The organism is Bradyrhizobium sp. WBOS07, from assembly GCF_024585165.1.
Lineage (GTDB): Bacteria > Pseudomonadota > Alphaproteobacteria > Rhizobiales > Xanthobacteraceae > Bradyrhizobium > Bradyrhizobium japonicum_B.
Map to the genome: position 1 here is coordinate 801,730 of NZ_CP029008.1, position 17,774 is coordinate 819,503.

General features: G+C 64.9%; 17 protein-coding genes. 5 read left to right on the top strand and 12 right to left on the bottom strand.

Annotation, left to right across the window (positions count from 1 at the left end; translation table 11 throughout):
* Positions 1 to 29: 29 nt before the first annotated feature.
* Both aroB and DCM79_RS03835 read right to left on the bottom strand, forming a co-directional pair.
* Entirely contained in the window at positions 30 to 1,172 is a 1,143-nt protein-coding gene (aroB, locus tag DCM79_RS03830) for a 3-dehydroquinate synthase (protein ID WP_257178711.1), read from the bottom strand.
* Positions 1,169 to 1,792, bottom strand: coding sequence for a shikimate kinase (locus tag DCM79_RS03835; RefSeq protein ID WP_257178712.1), 624 nt, complete (start codon positions 1,790 to 1,792; stop codon positions 1,169 to 1,171). Before DCM79_RS03835 ends, aroB begins: the two co-directional genes overlap by 4 nt.
* 187 nt (positions 1,793 to 1,979) lie before the next feature.
* On the opposite strand from DCM79_RS03835, the gene DCM79_RS03840 reads away from it, so the two are divergent.
* The 4 genes from DCM79_RS03840 (at position 1,980) to DCM79_RS03855 (ending at position 6,300) form a co-directional block, all read left to right on the top strand.
* Positions 1,980 to 2,126 carry a histidine kinase gene (locus tag DCM79_RS03840; RefSeq protein ID WP_257178713.1) on the top strand — a complete coding sequence of 49 codons (147 nt, stop codon included), beginning with the start codon at positions 1,980 to 1,982 and terminating at the stop codon, positions 2,124 to 2,126.
* Positions 2,127 to 2,143: 17 nt separating this feature from the next.
* Complete coding sequence (xerD, locus tag DCM79_RS03845; RefSeq protein WP_257178714.1) at positions 2,144 to 3,100, top strand: site-specific tyrosine recombinase XerD; 957 nt, start codon at positions 2,144 to 2,146, stop codon at positions 3,098 to 3,100.
* Between the two features lie 218 nt (positions 3,101 to 3,318).
* Positions 3,319 to 4,281 carry an acetyl-CoA carboxylase carboxyltransferase subunit alpha gene (locus DCM79_RS03850; RefSeq protein WP_257178715.1) on the top strand — a complete coding sequence of 321 codons (963 nt, stop codon included), beginning with the start codon at positions 3,319 to 3,321 and terminating at the stop codon, positions 4,279 to 4,281.
* A 510-nt stretch (positions 4,282 to 4,791) separates the two neighbouring features.
* On the top strand, positions 4,792 to 6,300 hold the full coding sequence (locus DCM79_RS03855) for a murein L,D-transpeptidase family protein (protein ID WP_257178716.1): 1,509 nt from the start codon (positions 4,792 to 4,794) through the stop codon (positions 6,298 to 6,300).
* A 172-nt stretch (positions 6,301 to 6,472) separates the two neighbouring features.
* Here the strand turns inward: DCM79_RS03855 and DCM79_RS03860 are convergent, their stop codons facing one another.
* The 9 genes from DCM79_RS03860 to DCM79_RS03900 all read right to left on the bottom strand — a co-directional run bounded on the left by DCM79_RS03860 (position 6,473) and on the right by DCM79_RS03900 (position 16,574).
* The gene (locus tag DCM79_RS03860) at positions 6,473 to 7,498 is read right to left on the bottom strand and encodes a DUF1254 domain-containing protein (protein WP_257178717.1); all 1,026 of its coding nucleotides are present in this window, start codon (positions 7,496 to 7,498) and stop codon (positions 6,473 to 6,475) included.
* Positions 7,499 to 7,510: 12 nt separating this feature from the next.
* Positions 7,511 to 8,398 (bottom strand): subclass B3 metallo-beta-lactamase, encoded by an 888-nt coding sequence (gene bla, locus DCM79_RS03865; RefSeq protein WP_257178718.1) that lies wholly within the window; start codon positions 8,396 to 8,398, stop codon positions 7,511 to 7,513.
* Between the two features lie 557 nt (positions 8,399 to 8,955).
* Positions 8,956 to 9,651, bottom strand: coding sequence for an ABC transporter ATP-binding protein (locus tag DCM79_RS03870; protein ID WP_257178719.1), 696 nt, complete (start codon positions 9,649 to 9,651; stop codon positions 8,956 to 8,958).
* On the bottom strand, positions 9,644 to 10,375 hold the full coding sequence (locus tag DCM79_RS03875) for an ABC transporter ATP-binding protein (RefSeq protein ID WP_257178720.1): 732 nt from the start codon (positions 10,373 to 10,375) through the stop codon (positions 9,644 to 9,646). The genes DCM79_RS03870 and DCM79_RS03875 overlap by 8 nt, the downstream gene beginning before the upstream one ends.
* Positions 10,365 to 11,480, bottom strand: a complete 1,116-nt coding sequence (locus DCM79_RS03880) for a branched-chain amino acid ABC transporter permease (RefSeq protein ID WP_257178721.1) — start codon at positions 11,478 to 11,480, stop codon at positions 10,365 to 10,367. The genes DCM79_RS03875 and DCM79_RS03880 overlap by 11 nt, the downstream gene beginning before the upstream one ends.
* A gap of 113 nt (positions 11,481 to 11,593) precedes the next feature.
* Positions 11,594 to 12,811, bottom strand: a complete 1,218-nt coding sequence (locus DCM79_RS03885; protein WP_257178722.1) for a substrate-binding protein — start codon at positions 12,809 to 12,811, stop codon at positions 11,594 to 11,596.
* Between the two features lie 4 nt (positions 12,812 to 12,815).
* Positions 12,816 to 13,673, bottom strand: a complete 858-nt coding sequence (locus DCM79_RS03890; RefSeq protein WP_135171376.1) for a branched-chain amino acid ABC transporter permease — start codon at positions 13,671 to 13,673, stop codon at positions 12,816 to 12,818.
* A 36-nt stretch (positions 13,674 to 13,709) separates the two neighbouring features.
* Positions 13,710 to 15,224, bottom strand: a complete 1,515-nt coding sequence (locus DCM79_RS03895; RefSeq protein WP_257178723.1) for an amidase — start codon at positions 15,222 to 15,224, stop codon at positions 13,710 to 13,712.
* A gap of 165 nt (positions 15,225 to 15,389) precedes the next feature.
* Positions 15,390 to 16,574: a substrate-binding domain-containing protein gene (locus DCM79_RS03900; RefSeq protein ID WP_257178724.1), complete on the bottom strand. Its 1,185-nt coding sequence runs from the start codon at positions 16,572 to 16,574 to the stop codon at positions 15,390 to 15,392.
* A 179-nt stretch (positions 16,575 to 16,753) separates the two neighbouring features.
* Here DCM79_RS03900 and DCM79_RS03905 point away from each other — a divergent pair, with 179 nt between their 5' ends.
* On the top strand, positions 16,754 to 17,197 hold the full coding sequence (locus DCM79_RS03905) for a MarR family winged helix-turn-helix transcriptional regulator (protein ID WP_257178725.1): 444 nt from the start codon (positions 16,754 to 16,756) through the stop codon (positions 17,195 to 17,197).
* 46 nt (positions 17,198 to 17,243) lie between these two features.
* On the opposite strand, the gene DCM79_RS03910 is transcribed toward DCM79_RS03905, so the two are convergent.
* Entirely contained in the window at positions 17,244 to 17,648 is a 405-nt protein-coding gene (locus tag DCM79_RS03910) for a DUF6006 family protein (protein WP_257178726.1), read from the bottom strand.
* Positions 17,649 to 17,774 lie beyond the last annotated feature (126 nt).

Consider the following 17,774-nt stretch of genomic DNA (forward strand, 5'->3'; position numbering starts at 1 on the left):
GCGGGCGGCCGGCCTGAACGGTCCCGCCATCACTGCGACAGTTTCGACTGCAGGAAATCGCGCACCAAGGTCGGCTCGACGTCCTTGGCGATCACCGCGCGTCCCACGGCCTCCAGCAGGATGAAAGTGAGCTTGCCGCGCTTGACCTTCTTGTCCTGCGCCATCAGCGCCATCAGCGCATCGGCATCGGCAAGTCCTTCCTGCGCAAAGCCCGCGATGTCCTGCAGGCGGGTCGGCAGGCCGGCCTCGATCAGATGCCGCTCGACGCGCGCGGCGTCCTGCTCGCCGATCATGCCGAGCGTCGCCGAGAACTGCGCCGCCAGCGTCATGCCGATCGCGACGCCCTCGCCGTGGAACAGGCGGTCGGAGAAGCCGGTTGCCGCTTCCAGCGCGTGACCGAAGGTGTGGCCGAGATTGAGCAGCGCGCGCTCGCCGGTCTCGCGCTCGTCGCGAGAGACCACGCCGGCCTTGGCGCGGCAGGAGGTCGCGATCGCGTGCTCGCGCGCGGAGCCGCCCTTGACGATGTCGGCATGGTTCTTTTCCAGCCAGGCGAAGAAGGCCTCGTCGCCGAGCACGCCGTATTTGGCGACCTCGGCATAGCCGGCGCGGAACTGGCGCGGCGACAGCGTGTCGAGCACGGCGGTGTCGGCGATCACCAGCACCGGCTGGTGGAAGGCCCCGAGCAAGTTCTTGCCCTGCGGAGAGTTGATGCCGGTCTTGCCGCCGACGGAGGAATCGACCTGCGCCAGCAGCGAGGTCGGCACCTGCACGAAATCGACGCCGCGGCGCAGGATCGCCGCGGCAAAGCCGGCGAGATCGCCGACCACGCCGCCGCCGAGCGCGATGACGAGATCGTTGCGCTCGATCCTGGCGGCGATCAGGGCTTCGCTGACCTTCTCCAGGCCGGCATAGGTCTTGGAGATCTCGCCTTCCTCGACGACGATGCGCGAGGTCGGAATGCCGCTCGCCGCGAGCGAGGCCTCGGTCGGCTCGAGCCAGTGCTTGGCCACCGTGCGATCCGTTACGATCGCGGTGCGCACGCCGGGACGCAAACGCGCCACGCGCTCGCCGAGCGAAGCCAGCACGCCGCGGCCGATGACGATGTCGTAGGCGCGGTTCTCCAGCGCGACCTCGACCTTGACGGGATCGGAATGTTTCAACGGCGCAGTCATCTCAACGCACTCGCCACGTCGGCAGATGGGGGAGCGGCCTGTTCGCCGCAAAGATGGGCGCGCAGCGCCTCGATGCATTCCTCGACGATCCTGTCGTGCGGCACGTCGCGCGAGGCGATGGTGAGGTCGGCATGGCCATAGACCGGCTCGCGCTCGGTGAGGAGGCGCGTCACGGTTCCTTCGGGATCGGCGGTCTGCAGCAGCGGGCGGTCGGCGCGGCGGCGCACGCGGCGCATGATGACGTCGTGGTCCGCCTTGAGCCAGATCGACACCGCCTTTGCCGCGATACGCTTGCGCGTCTCCTCGCGCATGAAGGCGCCGCCGCCGGTCGCCAGCACCACCGGCCCGCCGTCGAGCAGCCGCGCGATCACCCGCGCCTCGCCGTCGCGGAAATAGGCCTCGCCATGGCGCTCGAAGATCTCCGGGATGGTCATCTGGGCCGACGTCTCGATCTCGGTGTCGGCATCGACGAAGGGCAGCTTGAGCCTGAGCGCCATGCGACGGCCGATGGTGGATTTGCCCACTCCCATCATACCGACGAGCACGATCGAGCGCGATCCCAGCGCCGACAGGATGTCGGCTTCGGGCGAAGCTGGTATCGGCAACGCGGCGTCGGACATGTCTTGCTCGATTGGATCCCGCTCGATCTGCCGCCCAAGGCGGCACCGGTTCGGCCACCTATACGACCCCGGAAGGGGCCTCGCCAGAGGACTCTTGCCACGAAACGGCGAACATGTTGGATGATTTCATTGGTTAATTTGGCCGCCCAAGACCTACTTCCAAGACCTTCTCCCGAGACCTTGCCCGATGCCCAGCCTGTTCCGCTTCCTGACGGTCGTCGCCGTGCTCGCCGGCATCGTCTATGGCGTGGTCTTCGCACTGGCCAACTTCGTCACGCCCAAGTCGCGGGAAATGACGGTGACGATTCCGCCGGATAAATTTCTCAAGAAATAGGAGCTAGCCTGACGGGCATGCGCAACCAGCCCTCAGACGCCAGGCTCACCGGCCTGTTCCTCGACATGCTCGCGGCGGAACAGGGCGCCGGGCCCAATACGCTCGACGCCTATCGCCGCGACCTCACCGATTTCTCGGAGTTTCTCGGCCGCGTCGGCCGCAGCTTTGCCGATGCCGAGACGCAGACGCTGCGCGATTATCTCGCCGATCTCGACAGCCGCGGCTTCAAATCCACCAGCGTGGCGCGGCGGCTGTCGGCGCTGCGGCATCTCTATCGCTTCCTGCTGAACGAGCGCATCCGAGCCGAGGATCCCGCCGCGATCCTGTCGGGCCCCAAGCGCGGCCGCGGCCTGCCGAAAGTGCTGTCGATCTCCGATGTCGACCGCATGCTTCGCCGCGCCAAGGAATTGAGCGAGGCGGAGGATGCCTCGCCGGCGAAACGGCTGCGTGCCTTGCGGCTCTACTGCCTGCTCGAGGTGCTCTACGCCACGGGCCTGCGCGTCTCCGAGCTGGTGGCGCTGCCGCGCTCGGCGGCCAAGCGCGATGCCCGCATGATCGTGGTGCGCGGCAAGGGCAACAAGGAACGCCTGGTGCCGCTCAACGAGGCCTCGCGGCAGGCGATGACGGATTACCTTGCGGCGACGGAAGCTGCAAAGGCGGACAAGAAAAACAGCGTGGCCGCCTCGAAATGGCTGTTTCCCTCCTTCGGCGAGAGCGGACACCTGACGCGGCAGCATTTCGCCCGCGACCTCAAGGAGCTCGCAATCGCCTCGGGCCTGCAGGCTCGGCTGGTGTCCCCGCACGTGCTGCGCCATGCCTTCGCCAGCCACCTCCTGCACAATGGTGCGGATTTGCGCATCGTGCAGACCCTGCTCGGCCACACCGATATTTCCACCACCCAGATCTACACCCATGTGGTCGAGGAGCGGCTGAAGAGCCTGGTGCGCGACCTGCACCCGCTGGCGGAGAAGTAGGTACTGCCCTGTAGCGCGTCCGGGACACGAGAGCCGGACCGGGACGACCCATGAAACCGCCTTGACTTCGGCCACATCTCCGCAGAAAGAGCCGTGGCCTCTCGCATGATTTGGCGGCGCGCCAGGAGCGCACAAGCCAAACCATTGACAACGCTGCACTTCTTCCCACGGCCCCGACCTCGCTTCGCCTCTTAGCCCCGTCCCCCTATATTGAGTTGATGCAAGACCAGATGCGCAGCTATCTCGACTTCGAAAAGCCGGTCGCCGAGCTCGATTCCAAGCTCGACGAGCTCAGGACGCTGGCGGCCTCCGGCACGGATATCGCTGACGAGATCGGGCGGATCGAGGACAAGGCGGCGCAGGCGCTGGCCGACCTCTATCAGAACCTGACGCCGTGGCAGAAGACGCTGGTGGCGCGGCATCCGCAGCGGCCGCATTTCAACGACTTCATCAAGGGCCTGATCACCGAATTCACCCCGCTCGCCGGCGACCGCAAGTTCGGCGAGGACGAGGCGCTGGTCGCCGGCTTCGGCCGCTTCCGCGGCGAGCCGATCTGCGTGATGGGCCAGGAAAAGGGCGATTCCACCGAGAGCCGGATCCGGCACAATTTCGGCATGGCGCGGCCCGAGGGCTATCGCAAATGCGTGCGGCTGATGGAGATGGCCGAGCGGTTCGGCCTGCCGGTGCTGTCGCTCGCCGATTCCGCCGGCGCCTATCCCGGCATCGGCGCCGAGGAGCGCGGCCAGGCCGAAGCCATCGCCCGCTCGACCGACGCGTGCCTGGCGCTGAGCGTGCCGAACGTCGCCATCATCACCGGCGAGGGCATGTCGGGCGGCGCCATCGCCATCACCACCGCCAACAGGGTGTTGATGCTGGAGCACGCGATCTACAGCGTGATCTCGCCGGAAGCGGCGTCGTCGATCCTCTGGCGCGACGGCACCAAGGCGCAGGAAGCCGCCAACAACATGAAGATCACCGCCCAGGACATGCTCCGCTTCGGGGTGATCGACCACATCCTGAAGGAGCCGGTCGGCGGCGCCCACCGCGACCCCGCCGCCATGATCGCCACCACGGGTGAGGCCATCGCCAAGGCCTTCGACGAGCTGCGCGGCCTCGACGGCGACGCCATCCGCAAGCAGCGGCGGCAGAAATTCCTCGATATCGGCCGGAAACTGGGCTGATTCGGCTCGATTCTGGTGCCGTAATGGCGGTGCGCTCCCTCCCGCGCTTGCGGGAGAGGGTTGGGGAGAGGGTTGTCTCCTCTCGCGACACTCCCATTGCGGCGCGAGCCCCCTCCCGGCCTCCCCCGCAAGCGGGGGAGGTGAAGAGCGAGCCGGTAACCCCGCATTAACCCTTTTTTTGCCCAAATCGGCGATCTCTGTGCTGGTCTGGCCGCACGGTCCAAGTTCCGGCCCAGTTTAAGTCTCTGTTGACCACACCTTTGGGCCAACGCCCTCGTGATCCCCGCTCGGGTTGCGACCACATGACCCAGAGGTTAGAATTTTAATCAATGGCTTCAGGGCACAAGCGCTGGGGCGTGAGCTGAAAAAGCCCGTTACCGACGGGTCCGGTTCGCCGGTCGGATCATGCGCCAAACGAATTGGGGTTCGCGCATCAATGCCCGGCACGGTGTGGGGTCCATCTTGATTTCTCGTTCGCTTGCTCGCGCGCTCTTGGCTTCGGTTGCGCTGATGACGGCCGGCGGTCTGCTGGCCGGCTGCAACACCGACCAGGTCTCGCTCGCGACCAATGCCAAGGCCAATCAGCCGGTGCCGCCGAAGCTGATCGCCGCGATGGCCGAGAAGGACATGGATCTGCAATCGCCGATCCTGGTGCGCCTGTTCAAGCAGGAGGCCGAGCTCGAGATCTGGAAGCAGACCCGCTCCGGCCAGTTCGCGCTGCTCAAGACCTATCCGATCTGCCGCTGGTCGGGCGACCTCGGCCCCAAGGTGCGCGAAGGCGATCGCCAGGCGCCGGAAGGATTCTACTCGATCAATCCGAGCCAGATGAATCCGCAATCGGCGTATTACCTCTCCTTCAACACCGGCTATCCGAACGCGTTCGACAAGGCGCTGGGCCGCACCGGCTCGCAGCTGATGGTGCACGGCGACTGCTCCTCGCGCGGCTGTTACGCCATGACCGACGAGCAGATCGCGGAGATCTATTCGCTCGGCCGCGAATCCTTCTTCGGCGGCCAGAAGGCGTTCCAGCTCCAGGCCTATCCGTTCAAGATGACGCCGGTGAACATGGCCAGGCACCGCAACAATCCGAACATGCCGTTCTGGAAGATGATCAAGGAAGGCTATGATCATTTCGAGGTGACGCGGCAGGAGCCGAAGGTCGATTTCTGCGAGAAGAAGTACGTCTTCGACGCGGCGAAGCCGGCGGACGCCAAGCGCGACCCGGTGTTCGACGCCTCGGCCAAATGCCCGGCCTATGTCATCCCCGAGGACATCGTCGCCGCGGTGCGGGGCAAGCAGGCCAAGGACGAGGCCGAATACGCCAAGCTCGTCGCCAAGGGCACGCCGGTGGCGCGCATGAACACCGGCATCGACGGCGGCATGAACAAGGTGTTCGCCGCCAAGATTCCGGAAGGCTCGACCGGCCTGTCCGAGGGCGCCGAAGGCACCACGCTGCAGATGCTGGCGATGGCCAAGGCGCCTGGCACGATCCCCAGCCACGTCAATCCGCCGAAGCCGAACCTCGACGCGGTGGCGTCGGCGCCGGCGCCGCAGGAAGAGCCGGTGGCCGTGCCCGCGAGCACCCGCGTCGCCTCGGCCGCCCCGACGACTGAAAAGCCTCAAGAGAAATCCGGCGGCTTCTTCTCGAACCTCGGCCGCAAGATGGGCATCGGCGCATCCGACACCACGGCGACCACACCGCCGCCGCAGGCCACCGCATCCGTCGCCCCGGCCGCCACGACGACGACACCCACGACCGCGGCGTCGCGGCTGAAGGCCGCCGTGAGCCGGTTCGTGCCGGGCAGCGACAAGAAGGATGCCGCGAAGGACGCGCCGAAGCCGACTGTTGCCGCCGCCAAGCCCGCCGAGCCGGCCAAGCCCGACACGCGCCTCGCCCAGACGCGGCCGGCGCTGAAGCCGTCGGTGAGCGACGGTGCCGGTGAAGCCACGCAGATCATGGGCGCCGCGCCGATAGTGTCATCGAACTCGTTCGACAGCCGGTTCTCGGCGGTGAAATAGGCGGGCGGGAGGCTTACTCCCGCTGTGTCAGCGGCCCCGAGGCCGCGTCCGGTTTCACATGGCTTGATCTTCATCCTAGATCGCTGGCGGCGGCGAGCCGGGCGCTGAGGAAATTGTAAAGTTTGTTCGGGCAACCGCATCAAATGTCGTATTCGGCCCGCAGGCCGCGTTCCTAGGATGCCGGTTGCGCCTCCGGCAGCTTCCAGCTTCCGTCCAGGATCTCTTTGCGGGGCCTGTACAGGCGCATCGTGAAGTTCCAGCCAGCCACGATCGGCAGACAGTTCGGTGTCGCCTTCCCGCAGCCGCCGAACTGGATCACGTAGGCGCCGCTCGCATCCGGCTTGGCCGTCAGGTTGTTGAATGAGTAGGCGCCGAGTTCGTTCTTCTGGAAGAATCCCTTCCCGTTGTAGACGCTGATCGACCAGAAGCCGTCGACCGGTACGTCCTTGAGCGTGAGGCGATAGACCGTCTTGCCGTCGTTCTTCGGCGGGTAGAAGCTCTGGTAATCGGCCGCATAGCGCGGGTTGCCGCCCCAGCCGATCGCCGTGCCGATGAGATGGTCGATCGGGTCGACCTCGTCCTTCCTGCCGAAGCGATCGACGACGCTGCCCAACGAGCCCAGGGTTTCGAGCGCGGACCTGGCCTTGGCCAGCGAAGCCCGGTCCCAATTCGGCACCTCGAACTTGCCCATGCCTGCCTGCCGCACCTCGATCGCGTCCTGCACAACATTGGCGGCCTTCACGTCCTGAGGGTCATCCGAGTTGGCCAGCGTGCGGATGATGACGTAGACGTAGCGGGTGCCGACCTTGGTCTTGTCGTAGCTGAAAGTGCCGGGCGCGTAGGCCACCTCGGTCGTGTAGTGATCCTGCGAAACCACCTGCATCGACATGAAGCGCTTGCCGGCGTCCGGCAACTTGATGGTGAGCGGTCCGGCATCCAGGTCGAACACGCCGGAGGAGTACAGCGTGTCGCGGTTCATGCGCACCACATCCTGCTTGTCGATCGAAGCCATTTCGCGCCGGTGCCTGAGCTTGCCGAAGGCGCCGTCGTCCATTGCGGCCTTCCGGAAATAGAGGTCTGTCTCCGCCCGAACGAAGTTGTGGACGTTGACCGCGTTGGGTTTGGCAGCTTGAGCGATTGCCGCGGTTGCAGCGGCCAGCAGTGCCAGGGCAAATATCGGACCTAGCGGAGATTTCATCGCCAACGACTCCTACTTTGACGGCGCCTTGGGGACGCCGAGCTCCTCGTCGACCTCGTCCTCGAACGCGCGCTTCTTGCCGGCGATGAAGCGTCTGTAGCCCTCCGGATCGATCCAGGCGTTGATGCCCTCGGTCTCCGCCCGCTTCTGCTTGCCTTCCAGGTCGTAATACTCGTTGTGCTGCGCCAGCCAGATGTCGGGCTTGATCATCTCGAGCGCGTGGTGCGTGTTGCGGTAGTCCTCGGTGATGCCGGGGTACGAAGGGTTCTTCGCCACGCGGTAGCCGGGGTTGAAGCCTGCGCCGTCCGGAAACGCCACCACGTAGGCCTTGCCGTCGACGACCAGGTTCGCGATCCAGGTGGTGGCGCCCCGGGTGTGGCCAGGGGTGTGGTAGGCCGTCAGCAGCACGTCGCCCAGCTTGACGGTGTCGCCGTCGCGCAGGACGCGGTCGACCTTCACGCCTTCATAAGTCAGATCGTTGCCGTACTTGAAGTCGTCGCGGTCGCCGCTCTCCATCGCTGCGACATCGTCTTTCATGACGGCCAATTGCGCTCCCGTCAGCTTCTTCATGAAAGCGAAGGCCCCGGCATGATCGATGTGGGCATGGCCGTTGATCATGATCTTGACGTCTTCCGGCTTAAAGCCGAGCTTGCGGATCGACTCTACGATCATCGGCCCCGACGACGGCATGCCGGTGTTCATCAGGATGCTGCCCTGGGACGTGGTAAAGAGGAAAACCCCCAGTCCCTTGGTGCCGACGAAGTAGATCGGTCCAACGATCCTGACGGGTTCGGCCGGCTCCTCCCATTTCAGCGCCTTCTTCGCCAGCGTGATGAAGAGGTTGTTGTTGTTGGCCAGTTGCTCTTTCGTCGGCAGATCAGGAGGGAGCGCTTGGGCCATCGCATGCGTCGATGCGAGAAGAGCAGCAGCGCTCAGAATTGCACCAATTCGAGTTGGCGAAGCCATTTCAACCCCACGGAATTGGTATCCGCTTGTTCAAGCATAAGCTGAATAATGGCTAATGGAAGGTATTTCGGAGCTGTAGCGGTTAAAGCCCGCGACCGGGTGCGCGCAGGGAAGGCCGGCTATCGGGCTGCACCTGTGTCTCCCCCTGTGAGCGCGTCTATCCACGCATCATTGCACAGGGGCTCGCGGGTGCCAGCCGGTACCCGGCCTTCCCTGCGCCCTTCCGATTTTGTTGGGGCGCCAGAAGCAAAGCAAAACCCGGGCGAATGACGCCGCGGGATCGCGATGTCGCGTCAGCTGTCTGACAATTGAAGCAAGGACGTGATGCCGCCGCAGCCTCCGTGTCATTCCCCGCGCAGGCGGGGGATCCAGTATTCCAGAGACAGCAGTGATTAAACCGTGAGGCCGCGGCGTACTGGATGCCCCGCCTGCGCGGGGCATGACAATTGAGGTCGGAGTGAGAGTACCCGCACTTTACACCGCGCGACGTCCTACGGCGCCAGATACCGCATCAGTTCCGGATTGCCCCGCACCTGCCCCGCCTCGCCTTGCAGCGCGACGCGGCCGCGGTCGAGCACGTAGGCGTAATCGGCGACGCGGAGCGCCAAATCGAGATGCTGCTCGACGATGATGACGGCGATCTCCTTGGCGAGCTCGATCAGGCGCTCGGTGATCTCCTCGATCACGCCGATCCAGACGCCTTCGGTCGGCTCGTCCAGCAGCAGCAGCTTGGGATCGCCCAGCATGGCGCGGCCGATCGCGAGCATCTTGCGCTCGCCGCCGGAGAGCGTGCCGGCGGGCTGGTCGAGGCGCTGGCCGAGCTTCGGGAAGATCGTCAGCACGCGATCGACCGCCGAAGCATCCTTCTTCGCCAGCGAGCCGACCGCGAGATTGTCGCGCACCGACAGGCGGGCGAACACCGAATGCTCCTGCGGCACGTAGCCGATGCCGGCGCGGACGCGCTCCTGGGTGGCTCTGCGGCTGATGTCGCGGCCGTCGAAGGCGACCTCGCCCTTCCACGCCGGCAGCTCGCCGACGATGGTCTTCATCAGCGTGGTCTTGCCGGCGCCGTTGCGCCCGAGCACGGCGACGCCGCCGCGCCAGGGAATGCCGAGCGTGACGTCGAACAGGACCTGGCTCCGGCCATAGCCGGCGTCGAGATGCTTGATGTCCAAAAATTCAGGCACGGCGCAGATAGATCTCCTGGACGGCTTTGTTGGCCTGGATCTCGGACACGGTGCCCGAGGCCAGCACCCTGCCCTGGTCGAGCACGGTGAGACGATCGCAGATGTCGCGGATGAAATCGAGGTCGTGCTCGACGATGACGAGGGAGCAATGCTGCTTGATCGGCTGCAGCAGCTCGCCGGTGACGCGGCGCTCCTCCAGGCTCATGCCGCCGGTGGGCTCGTCGAGCAAAAGAAGTTTGGGCTTGCCGGCGAGCGCCATCGCGATCTCCAGCCATTGCTGCTGGCCGTGCGACAGCGCGGCTGCGGCCTCGAAGGCGCGATCGGCCAGGCGAAACTGCGTCAGCATGGTCATGACCTGGTCGTGCAGCGCGCCCCTGGTGCGCGAGAACACCAGGTCGAACAACGAGGACTGCGCCTGCAACGCAAGCAGGATGTTGTCGTACAGCGTCAGCGACGGCAGCACGGATGTGATCTGGAATTTGAGGCTCATGCCGGCGCGCGCGCGCTCGGTCGGCGTATACGCGGTGATGTCGGTGTTGACGAAGGAGACCTTGCCCTGCGTCGGCACCTCGGCGCCGGCGATGCACTTCATCAGCGTGCTCTTGCCGGAGCCGTTGGGTCCGATCAGGCCGTGGAATTCGTTCTCGCCGACGCTGAGCGCCGCGTCGTCGAGCGCGGTGAGCTTGCCGAAGACCTTTTTGATGCCGGCGGCTTCAAGGAGCATCGCGCGTCTCCTTGACGTTTTCCTTGGGTCTCGCGCCGAAGTTGCCGACCCGTTCGCGCTCGCCAAGGAGGAAGCTGATCAGGCCGAGCGGGCGGAACAGGATCACGAGCAGTAGCAGCAGTCCCAGAATGATCGGCCAGATGTCGCGGTAGTTGTCCGAGAGCCAGAAGCTGACGCCCTCGACGATCACGGCACCGATCACGGCGCCGATCAGCGTGCCGGAGCCGCCGAACAGCACGTAGAGCACCACTTGCGTCGAGACCACGACGCCGACCATGTTGGGCCAGACGAAACCTTCGTGGAAGGCATAGAGGCTGCCGGCAAGGCCGGCGACAGCGCCGCCGATGGTGAAGATGATCGCCTTGAGGTGCTGCACCTTGTAGCCGAAGAAGGCGATGCGCTGCTCGTTCTCGCGCAGGCCCGCCAGCGCGAGGCCGAATTGCGAGCGCACCAGGAAGCGGCAGAGCAGGTAGACGGCGACGAGAATGCCGAGCACGAGATAATAGAACGCCGGACCTTCGGTGAAATCGTAGCTGCCCAGCGACATCGGCGCGATCGAGGGGATGCCGTTCTGGCCGCCGAGATAATACCAGCCGCGCGCCAGCCGATCTGCGGCGTAGGAGCCCGTGAGCGTGCCGAGCGAGACGAAGATCACGCTGGAGGGATGCCGTCCCAGCAGCAGGAAGCCGCCGAGCAGCAGCGCGAAGGCAAGTCCGATCAGCGTGCCCGCCGGCAGCACCAGGAAGATGTTGGTGACGTTGAGGTCGCGCGCGAGCAGTGCGACGCCATACCCAGCCGAGCCGAAGAACAGCGCCTGGCCGAAGCTCATGATGCCGGCATAGCCCCAGACCAGGTCGAACGACAGCGCGAACAGTGCCAGGATGATCACGCGCGTCGCGAACACGGTGAGATAATCCTGCAGCACCAGCGGCGCGAGCAGCGCCGCGACCAGCACGACGGCCTCGACGATCGGCAGGATCTTCCGTCCCGCCCTGACGCGGTCCCTGGCCTGCCCCGCCGCTGCGCCCTCAGCCATCGCACCGCCCGCTTCGTCGCCCATGTCGGTGGCGATGGCTTCTCTTACCACACTCATCGGCCTCAGCATTCCACGTTAAGCATTGAGAAGTCAGTCCGCGTTGGTTCACCTCTCCCCAGCGGGCAGAAGTCGGATTGCGCCTGGCGATGCGATCCGACCTCTCCCTGCGGGAGAGGTGAAGATCAGCATTCCTTGGGATCGACGAGGCCGCTACTGCGGGCGACGATCTCGTAATTCCCGCCCTTGGCGACCGCGGTGTACATCTTCATCTTGCAGTGCCGTTTGCCGGGCACCATCTCGGCAGGCCCGCCCGGACCTTCGGCGATCTTGGCATGATCGAGCGCGGCGGCAACCGACTCGCGGTCGATCTTGCCGGCTTCCTTGACCGCGGCTTCCCACAGCTTGAGGCCGCGATAGGTGCCGGTCGCGGCGCTGCCGGCCGCGAACAGGAAGTTGCCGGGGAAATCCTTCTCGTACGCCGCCTGGATTTTTGCGTCGAACGGGTTCTCCTTGGTCAGCACCTTGAAATAGTCGAGACAGCTGGCGAGGCCCTCGATCTCGGCGGCCTGATTGATGTTGAGCGTGTTCTCGTCGTAGTAGACGCAGGCGAGACGCCCGCCGTTCTTGAGGAAGCCCGCTTCGTAGAGCTGCTTGAAGAACGGGCCGACGCCGGGCGGAATGACGGTGTTGAAGACGACGTCGACCTTGTTGGAGATGATGCGGTTGACGGTCGCGGAGAAGTCGACCTGGTCGAGCGGGTAATATTCCTCGAACACGACCTCGCCGCCGTTCGCCTCGATCACCTTGCGGGCGTAGACGTTGAGCGTGTGCGGCCAGACGTAATTGGCGCTCGGCAGCGCGAACTTCTTGCCGCCGTTCTTGATCAGCCAGGGGATGAACTCGTCGCATTGCTGCGCCGGCGTCGGCCCGGTGCAGAACAAATAGGGCGTGCACTCCTTGCCCTCGTAGAGCTGCGGATAGATGTAGAGCGTCTTGCCGCGCGCCACGATCGGATCCTTGATCGCGTTGCGCATCGACGAGGTGATGCCGCCGAGCACCATGTCGACCTTGTCGCGCTGGATCAGTTTTCGCACGTTACCCACCGCAACCGACTCGTTCGACGCGGTATCCTCGATATAGAGCTCGAGCGGACGGCCGAGCAGGCCGCCGGCGGCGTTGATCTCCTTGATCACCATCTTGGCGACGTTGGCGTCGGCATTGCCGGCATAGGCGATCGGACCGGTGAGGTCGGTGGCGATGCCAACCTTGATCGGGGCCTCGGCCGCATTGGCCCAGGGCGCCGGGATCACCCAGCTGCCGACCCCGGTTGCGACCGCACCGGACGCAAAGGCGAAATTGGAGAGGAAGCGACGGCGTGAGAGTTGCGTGCGATCGAACATGTGATTAAACCCCTTTTCCAGCGATGAGGCCCTGCGGGCGGAATTTGATGAAGACAATGGCGAGCACGAAGACGAGCACGTCGGCGACGACGGGCGCCATGATCCATGGCAGCGCGGCGCTGAGCGTGCCGATGACGCCGGCGCCCGCGACCGGCCCGATGAAGGAGCCGACCCCGCCGACCATGACCGCGACAAAGCCCTGGATCAGGAAGCGCAGGCCGAGATCGGCATAGAGGCTGAACACCGGGACGATCAGCGCGCCGGCGAGCCCCGCAAGTGCGGAGCCGAATGCGAAAGTGGCGCCGTACATCAGCGGCGTGGAGATGCCCGAGGCCCGCGCCAGCGAGGGGTTTTCCAGCGTCGCGCGCATGCGCAGGCCGAAGCTGGTGCGCGACAGCAGCAGATAGCAGCCCGCCATCACCAGGAGCGTGATGACGATGATGGTGAAGCGCCAGGCCGAGATGTGCATGGCGCCGATGTCGATCGAGCCGCCGATCGGCTCGGGCACGGTGAGGTAGAAGCCGCCGATCAGCCCGCGCACGGATTCGCGGATGATCAGGCCGAGCGCATAGGTGCCGAGCATGGCGACGATCGGCGCGGCGTAGAAGCGGCGGATGATCAGCGCCTCCAGCGCGAAGCCGAGCGCGCCGACCACGAAGGGCGCCGCGACCATGCCGGCCCAGATCGGCATGCCCTTGGCGTAGGCGAGATAGGTGATGTAGGCGCCGAGCAGGACGAACTCGCCCTGCGCGAAGTTGAAGATGCCCATCATGCTGGCGATGATCCCGAGCCCCAGCACGATCAGGACGATGATCGCGCCGAAGCTCAGGATCTCGAACGCTGCGACGAACGCGTTAGCCATGCGTGGCGTTTCCGGCGACCTGCATCGATGCTCCGCTCACATCTTCTTCCAGTCGCCGATCTGCTCGAAGGCGTGGGCGGCGCGATAGATGGTGGATTCCTCGAACATGCGGCCGACCAGCATCAGGCCGACCGGCAGGCCGTCGACCATGCCGCAGGGCAGCGACATCGCGGGATGATGGGTGATGTCGAATGGCGCGGTGTTGGAGATCATCTCCAGCGCACGGGCGACGTATTCCTCGCGGCTGGCGTTGGGCTCCGGCAGCTTGGTCGCCTTCATCGGCGTGGTCGGCATCAGCAGCAGGTCGTAGTCCTTGAACGCCTTGTCGTAGGCGGCGGTCAGCCGGCGCGAGATGTTGAGCGCCTTGCCGTAGAAGCGCGGACCGAAATTGTTGTTGATGTAGGTGCCGAGCATCATGAACAGCTTCGTGGTCTCGGACAGCGAATCCGCCTGCCGGCGCCAGCCGCGATGGAAATCCATCAGCGAGGTCGAATAGAGATCGCCGCGGGACAGGCCGTAGCCGTCGCCGAACATCATGGTCTGGGTCAGGCCTTCGGTGCCGATCGGGGTCCAGATCGCGCCGCCCAACAGGTGCATCGGGATCGAGACCGTCTCGACGGTGGCGCCGAGATCCTTGAAGCGCTTGGCGGCCTCGCGCACGCTTTCATTGACAGCAGCCTCGGCGACCGGCTGCTCGAAGCCTTCCTTGACGATGCCGATCTTCATGCCCTTGACGCCCTGGCCGAGCGCCTTGGTGTATTCCTCGACCTTCGGCGCCTTGATGCGCGGATCGTAGCCGTCGTCGCCGGCGAGCACCTCGAGCAGTAGCGCATTGTCGGCGACGGTCGCCGTCATCGGGCCGGTATGGTCGACATAGATCTCGATCGGCATGATGCCGGTGTAGGGCACGAGGCCCCAGGTCGGCTTCATGCCGTAGGTGCCGCAGAACGAGGACGGCATGCGGATCGAGCCGCCCTGGTCGCCGCCGATCGCCATGTCGACCTCGCCGAGCGCGACCACGACACCTGAGCCCGACGACGAGCCGCCGGCGGAGTAACCCATCTTGTGCGGATTGTGCACCGCTCCGTAGGAGTTGGTGTGGCTGCCGCCGGACAGGCAGAAATGCTCGCAATGCACCTTGCCCTTGATCTCCGCGCCGGCATCCAGCATGCGCGTGACGATGGTGGCGTCGAAATCGGGCACGAAACCTTCCAGCGTCGAGGAGCCGTTGGTCATGGGCACGCCGGCCAGCATGATGTTGTCCTTCAGTGCCACGGTCTTGCCCTTGAGCTTGCCGCTGGCGGCGCCTTTCACGGTCGACTTGCGGTACCAGGCATTGCGCGGGTTCTCCTCGGCCGAGGGGCGATAGCCCGGCGTGCGCGGATATTTCACTTCCGGCAGCTCGTCCGGCATCGTGGCAACGAGATTGTAGGCTTCGATCGAACCCTGCATCAGGCCGCGAAACGAGGCGACGTCGTCATCGGTGAGCGAAAGGCCGCACTGCTCGGCGACACTGCGGAGCTGGGCTGGCGTGGGAAGGGCAACTGTCACGGCGCTCTCCTTGAGGCTTCTTGATCCCTGGCACTGGACGGAAGCCGCTCGCTCGCACCTTGCAGGGCGCGGGCCAACCGGCTTCACTCCGTTACTAGAGACGGAAATATTTTCCTTTTCAAGTATTATTTCGCGACACCGCTGCGGCGCGTCGGCAGGGGCCGCTCAGAGCGTCTTGAGGATCCTGAAGTCGAGGCCGTCGGCCTCGGCGAGATACATCGGCATCTCGGCGCGGCCGTCGCGCAGCGTCACCGGACCGCGGCCGGCCGTATAGACGGTGTTGCGCGCGGCCTTGAGCAGCGGACGAAAGGCCAGCGAGCCTGCGCGATGGGCCACCGATTCCAGGAAGCGCAGCCCCTCATAGTTCGACTGGCCGACGGAGCCGACCGGCGGCGCGTTGGCCCCGAACATGGCCTGGTAACCGCTGAGGAACTCGTCGTTGGCGTGCGAAGCCATGCAGTTGAAATAGCCGGACGCACAGAACAGATTCTCGGTGTTGTCGGCGCCGATGCCGAGCAGCACGGTCTCGTCCATCGCGCCCGCGAGCCGCAGCGTCGACGTCGCGAGGCCCGCCTCCGCGAAAGCGCGATTGAAGGTGATGCTGTCGGTGCCGATCAGCGAGATCAGCACCACGTCGGGCCTTGCCGCACGGATGCGCGCCAGATGCGGCTCGTGATTGTCCTCGCCGACCGGCACGAACTCCTCGCCGACCACTTGGCCGCCCGCCTCCTTGATGTAGCGCTTCACCGCGCGATGCGATTGCCAGGGCCAGACGTAGTCGCTGCCGATCAGGTACCAGCGTGCCGCCTTCTTGACGTCGGCGAGCCAGTGGATCGAGGGCCGGCTCTGCCAGCGCGGCGTCTCCCCGATCGCCATCACGCCCGGCGTGCGCTCGCCGCCTTCGTAGACCGGGGTGTAGATGTAAGGGATGCGGTTGCCGGTGACTTTGCGGAGCGCGACGCGAACGGCACTGATGTGCGAGCCCATGATCAGGTCGACCTCGTCGAAGGCGATCGCCTGCTCGGCGCGGCGCACCACCTCCTCGATCGGACCGCCGGAATCGTAGATCGACAGCTCGAGCTCGCGGCCCAGAATGCCGCCGCGCTTGTTGATCTCGGCGACCGCCAGCATCGCGCTGTTGGTGGAGGTCGGCCCCCAGATCCCGGGCGAGCCGGTGAAGGTGAGGAAATTGCCGATGCGCAGCTTGTTGCGCGCGCCGCGGCGCCTCATGACGTGGGCGTCATATGGCGACAGGTCGAAATCCGCCGCCGAAGACGACAAATTCCTGAACAGCAAGAACGGCGGCAACGCCGAGCCGCCGTGAGCCGGGAAGTTCACCGTCGCGCGCACGCCAACTCCTGTCTGAGACCAGACCTGAAAGCACATTCTTCGAGCGGCCGCGGCTTCCGCCCCTTTGTTGGGCAATGATCCTATTTTGAAAATATTGAATATTCAAGAATTGAAGTGCATATAGATGCAGCATCGATTGCAAGACATTCACTCATTTGGGTCAAGGCGAAGTCTCAGCCGTGGCAAAACCGCCGAAACAGAACTCCCCGATCACCGAACACCTCGCCTATCTGCTCGCGCAAGCCAACCGGGAAATCAACCGGCAGCTCGAACTGCGGTTGAGCAAGGAGGGGGTTCCCGTCGAGCAATGGCGCATTTTGAAGGTGCTGTCGGACGGCAACGGCCATTCGATGGGCGAGCTCGCAGAGGCCGTGCTGCTCAACCATCCGACGCTGACCAAGATGATCGACCGCATGGTCTCGGACACGCTGGTCTATCGCGTGCAGGATCCGAACGACCGCCGCAAGGTCCTGATGTTCATCTCCGACCGCGGCAAGGTGCTGTGCAAGAAGCTCAACTCGCTCGCGGTGGACCAGGAGGAGCACATCCTGGAGAGCTACGGCGACAAGTCGACCAGCGAGTTGAAGCGGCTGCTCGAGAGCCTGATCGACAGCTCCAATTAGGCTCGCCCTCGAGGCCAGGCTGAGATGAGCAGGCGCCGCATTTGCATCATCGCCAGCACGAGAGGCGATAGCGTTGGCCGTTCCATGTCGTCCAGCCAGCGGCCTTGTTGCTGACCGGTTTGGCTAAATACCATTTATTGCCATCGGCATGGTTGAAATACAGGCCGCCCTTCGTTCCGCTGCGTGGATTTGTCAACTTCACCCATCGCGAGCCATTGTCTGAGAAGCTACCTGCCCAGCGTGCTCCCGAGCTGCTGGTGCAAGTGTCGCCGTCGCAGCTTGTCTGAGTGTCGTCAACGGCGGCCCATTTCATCCGGGCCGGCCGGCCGTCGATGTTGCAAGACCATGTTCCGCCCCACCATCCGGCGACCTGGCTCGCAGGGGCCGAACCGCAGGCGTAAAAGCTGAATGCAAGAAAACAAAAGGCAGTTGGCAGCGCACGTTTAGACATTGTCCAGGCTCCATTTTGTCGGGCCGCGTGATGCGTCTCGATCAGAACACGGATCGAGCTTTGCTGCGGTGATCCAGTTCACAAAGAGCAACGGCAAAGATGGGGTGGTTTGCCCGGCAGGTTCTC